This is a genomic window from Phaeobacter sp. CECT 5382, from assembly GCF_001457775.1.
Taxonomy (GTDB): domain Bacteria; phylum Pseudomonadota; class Alphaproteobacteria; order Rhodobacterales; family Rhodobacteraceae; genus Pseudophaeobacter.
Map to the genome: position 1 here is coordinate 1 of NZ_CYSG01000042.1, position 4,937 is coordinate 4,937.

At 55.1% G+C, this 4,937-nt stretch carries 5 protein-coding genes; 4 read left to right on the top strand and 1 reads right to left on the bottom strand.

All coding sequences use genetic code 11. The annotated features are described in order from the left end of the window. The 4 genes from PH5382_RS19175 to PH5382_RS19895 all read left to right on the top strand — a co-directional run. Window positions 1-2,978: PA14 domain-containing protein (locus PH5382_RS19175; protein WP_058335983.1), on the top strand; the 2,978-nt coding region annotated here is incomplete at its 5' end. Window positions 2,979-3,134: 156 nt separating this feature from the next. Further along, window positions 3,135-3,440 (top strand): hypothetical protein, encoded by a 306-nt coding sequence (locus tag PH5382_RS19890; RefSeq protein ID WP_197410088.1) that lies wholly within the window; start codon window positions 3,135-3,137, stop codon window positions 3,438-3,440. Between the two features lie 132 nt (window positions 3,441-3,572). Then, the gene (locus tag PH5382_RS19180; RefSeq protein WP_082645780.1) at window positions 3,573-4,022 is read left to right on the top strand and encodes a nitrate- and nitrite sensing domain-containing protein; all 450 of its coding nucleotides are present in this window, start codon (window positions 3,573-3,575) and stop codon (window positions 4,020-4,022) included. 71 nt (window positions 4,023-4,093) lie between these two features. After that, entirely contained in the window at window positions 4,094-4,234 is a 141-nt protein-coding gene (locus tag PH5382_RS19895; protein ID WP_156414924.1) for a hypothetical protein, read from the top strand. A gap of 11 nt (window positions 4,235-4,245) precedes the next feature. On the opposite strand, the gene PH5382_RS19185 is transcribed toward PH5382_RS19895, so the two are convergent. Beyond that, a partial coding sequence (locus tag PH5382_RS19185) for an IS1380 family transposase (protein WP_156414925.1) occupies window positions 4,246-4,937 on the bottom strand: 692 nt, incomplete at its 5' end.

Consider the following 4,937-nt stretch of genomic DNA (forward strand, 5'->3'; position numbering starts at 1 on the left):
CGGACGCAGGCGACAGCCATACCTTCGAGGTCTCGGATGACCGGTTCGAGGTGGTCGCAGGCCAGCTGCAGCTGAAGCCGGGCGTGGCGCTGGACCATGAGGCGGCGGCAGAGATCGCGGTCGAGGTGACGGCGACGGATGCTGCGGGTCTGAGTGTGAGCGAGAGCTTCACCGTTGCGGTTGCGGATGTGAACGAAGCGCCAGAGACCCTGACGCTGGATGGCGGCTCGGATGAGGTAGATCGTAACGGCGCCTTTGAAGGAAGGTCGGCGGAGGGGGGTGCGGGCGCAGGGGGCAGCCCTAGCTTCGCGGCCTCGCATGAACGGATCGAGGTGGTCGCAGGCCAGCTGCAGCTGAAGCCGGGCGTGGCGCTGGACCATGAGGCGGCGGCAGAGATCGCGGTCGAGGTGACGGCGACGGATGCTGCGGGTCTGAGTGTGAGCGAGAGCTTCACCGTTGCGGTTGCGGATGTGAACGAAGCGCCAGAGAACCTGACCCTAGATGTCGGAAATGAAAACCTGGTTCGTAACGGCAGCTTCGAAGAATTCGACCTGAGCCGGGGGAATTGGCGAGGCTTTGGCAGCGATGAAAGCGGTGCTTGGACGGATGAGAATGGGATCGAAATCTGGGACAACCTGGGCGGTGTTCAGGCATCTGACGGTGAACAGCTCATGGAAATGGATCATGGGTATGGTGTCGACAGCATTTCACAGGTCATTCAGACCGAAGGCGGGCAGTTATATGATCTTGGCATGGATCTGCGGGAACGTCTGACAGGCGGAACCGATACGGTCGAAGTCTACTGGAATGATGAATTGGTTGCGAAAGTGGATCCGCAATCGTCGGCCTGGGAAACTTTTCAGATGCAGGTCGTTGGAACCGGAGAAGATAAGCTGGAGCTGCGTGAACCCGATGGCGAAAGCGACAGCTATGGGGCTCTGATTGACAATATTTCATTGGTCGCTGCGGAGAATGCAGTGGCCGAGAACGTCGAGGGCGCCGCCGTTGGCCGACTTAGCTTTGACGATCCGGATGCGAGCGATAGCCATACATTCGAGGTTTCGGATGACCGGTTCGAGGTGGTCGCAGGTGAATTGCGACTAAAGCCGGGTGTCGCGCTGGACCACGAGGCGGAAAGCAGCCTGCAGGTTGAGGTAACAGTCACCGATCAAGGTGGGCTGAGCACCAGTGAAAGCTTTACTGTAGATGTTGCCGATGTTGCAGAGATGTCTGTTTCCAGCGGTTTCCATGCGCGGTACTTCGACGTCAATCAAAGCCTGCGGGAACTGGACGATATGGATTGGAACGCGGATCCAACCCATCAGGAAGTGACGACAGTGATCGACTATGAGAATAGCAGTTCGTCTTTCTGGGAGGATGGATCAAAGGATACCTTCGGCGCGGAAATTTCGGGCAATATCCAGGTTGATGAAAGCGGGACCTTCGAGTTCTTTCTGGGAGGCGACGATGGCGCGGTTCTTGTTGTCGATGGGGTTCCGGTCGTCGACCATGATGGTTTGCATGCCTATCAGACCCGGTCCGGCGAAATTGACCTGGAACCGGGCACCCACCATATCGAAGTGCGCTATTTCGAGAACTATGGTCACGCGGGCCTGACGCTGGAATGGGAAGGGCCGGGGCTTGATGGACGTCAACTGGTGACGGCACCTGATATGGCGGATGCACAGACCGTCGGGGGAGTGCCATTGACCCTGAACGTGGAAATGGGGACGCTCGACCTGTCTGGTGATACCTCGCTTGTCCTTTCGGGTTTGCCGGATGGCTCGATTGTCGAGGTCGGCGAAAAATCTTTGCTGGCCGGGCCGGACGGTGCGGTAGATCTGACGGGCTGGGATGGCGACATCTTGGCGATAACCCCGCCTGTGGATTTCACGGGCCCAGTCGAGGCTGAGCTGCTTCATGTGACTTCGATGAACAACGGTCTGACCCACGAAAGCACGCAGGCAATCACCTTCGATGTCAACGCAGCGCATCACACCGCGCCAAGTGGGGAATTGGTGAGCGGCTTCCATGCGAGTTATTTCGATGTCAGTCAGACGTTGAGTTCGCTGGATCAGATCGATTGGGGGAGTGATCCCACCCATGAAGAATTTGTGCGTGAAATAGACTATGAAAACGGTGCAGGTTCTTTCTGGGAAGGCGGGGCCACTGATACCTTCGGTGCCAGAATCGAAGGTCAGGTCACGGTTGAGGAAGGTGGCGCCTATTCGTTCTATCTGGGAGGCGATGATGGCGCTGTGCTATACATCAATGGCGAAAAAGTCGTCGACAACGATGGGCTTCACAGTTTTTACACCCATACCGGCGAGATAGAACTGGCCCCGGGTACCTACGACATTGAGGTCCGGTATTTTGAGAACTACGGCCACGCTGGTCTGAAGCTTGAATGGGATGGCCCTGATACCGACGGGCGTGAAACGCTGCAGGCCGATCCGGGTGTGGCGGTCGAGGAAAACGGAACCTTTGAAGTTGGTGTCCAACTTCACGGAACCAGTGATCAGGCGACGGTGACGATGGAGGGTTTGCCCGAGAATACCCTTCTCATGAGTGGGGACGACACAGCGATCTCCGATGGCGGACCCATTGATTTGTCGGGCTGGAATACGGACTACCTTGAAATTTCATCACCACCAGGCTTTGAAGGCAGCATTGAAGGCGAAATCATAATATCGGATACGGGTTTCAACGGTGCACCGCTCACGTCGCAGAGTGGTTTCACGCTGGAGGTCGGGGATGCTGGTGCGCCGCAGCTTGAGGAGGCTCCTGAGGTGCTGGAAATCCATGCTGCAGTTGGTGAAGAGATCGCGCCGGACAATGCCTCCTGGGACGCCGATGTGGGAGACGCGGCTAGTGACGAAAGGGAAACCACGGACGTCATGGCTGAACCTGTTGTTACTGACAGTAGTTCTGAAATTATTTCTGTGGAAACAGAGACATATGAGCGTTTTGACTGGTGATTGACTGAACTTCTACCTGGTTTGAGAATAGGTGGAGGAGGTTTCAGGGCCGCTGAGTTCTGGCCCCCCCATTGTTTGTGATCTCTTGATCAATCCTCACCGCCCTGGATGTGCTGGAAGGTCTATTCAGGGCGGATGTTTTTGCAAAAGGTATCCGTGTTGAAGGTATCTGCACGTCTTCGGACTTTAACTGAACCGCTGGTTTGGGCTGAACGCCTGACGTGGACTGGATTTTTAGATGATCCAGTCTTTCAGAGCAACTTTTTGCTGACCAAAGATGAGTTTTCCAGGTTGGCTTGCCGATATTTGCTGTGGATTCCTTCGCTTGTTGCCATGCTGCGGAAGGCTGAGAAACTTTCACCCAAAAAGAGCATAGGTGGTCGTTTCGGCCCTGATGAATTTAGGTGTTTAGGAAAAGGCGGAGCACCAGCTATTCCAAAATATATTCTGTTTTTCAGATAAGTTTGAAATATGGCTTCCGCCAGCCAATTTTAAAAATGAACGGAAATTCGTACCTTGTGTCGTGAAATTACAGTGAAAAAATCGCGCGGCTTTACGACCCGCTAATGCCCGATTGCCTATACGTAACCCTGTATGAATTTTGTAGTCTTTTATCAGTTAAGGAATCTAACGATGAGTCTTCGTGCTCAAATTTTGGCATTGTTGGCGTTGCCCTTCATTGCATTGGCCGCAGTTGGTGGCATTAAAGGGCTAACTGATTGGGGGCTTTACCAAAGTGCCCAAAAAACACAGAATGACACATTCAATTCTCTAAAGCTAAACAACCTGATTCATTATTTGCAGGTTGAGCGTGGGCAGTCGTCGGCATTCATATCCTCTGGCGGCACCATTTTCGTATCAGAACTGAAAGAAACCCGCAGTAAAGTGGATTTGGCTATGTCCGAGGTGCCTGAGGCAGTACAGTCGCTGCTTTCCGGGGTGAGTAACCTGGATGCCATCCGATCCTCAGTCACGGACCTGAACGTAACAGCCCCCGAAGCAGGGGCGGCCTATACAAAAGCTATTGGCGGGATTCTCAGCTGACATTCCCCAAGTAGAACGTCCTCCCGCCCACCTTGCCGCTGTTCTGCGCTCCTATCAAGCCTCTTGCACCCATGGTGCCGTTGTTCGGGCATCTGACGCGCGAACTGCGCCCGATTTCCGGTCTCGGGGGCGAGGTTGATCCGGATATTGGTCTGACCGACCCCCGTATGGATAGACCGGTTGAGCCGCTTTTGTTCAGGTTTTATGATTAACGATGTTGTCATTAGGGAACCGGCGGTGCGCGCAGCCGATGTATGGCCGCAAGGATGCGGTTGAACAGATCGCCGCTGACAGCCACCTCGGCCAGTTGGAAGGTGATTGCACGGGCGTGACGCACAACCCTCGCACCAATCTTGATCAATCGCGTCTGCAGGCTTGTCAGTGACCAGTCGGCTATCTCATCAGGTAGATCAGTGCCCTGTAGGAAGGCACCGATATTGTAAGCCAGTGCATGGAGTTGCAGCCGCACCTCGTTCTGCGCCATGCCTTTGCAGGACAAACGGGTCCAGTTGATCGCCTGCTTGCCTTCCTTGATGTATTGCTCGGCGGTGCCGCGTTGGTTGTAGAAGCGGATGATCCAGTCGGGTTCCATCGGCATGTTGGTGACCACGAAGCCCACGCGCGGGAACAACTCGCTGGGATGCCATTCCACCTTGGCGATGACACGACGAGGTTTGTCCCAAGATGCCGCCTGATATTGGAAGTCGCCGTAGATGCGCTTCACGCCTTTTGGCGGACGACCCACAGGGCGCTTGAGCAGATGCGCAATCTTGCCCTGAAGAACGCGATTGGCCCGAAGGCGGATGGCGTAGAAATAGTTTTCCAGTTCCAGAGTTTTGTATAGCTCCGGGATGGCGAACGCAGCATCCCCCCGGAAGAACCGCATCAGGTGACGATCCGCATATCGCGCGATGA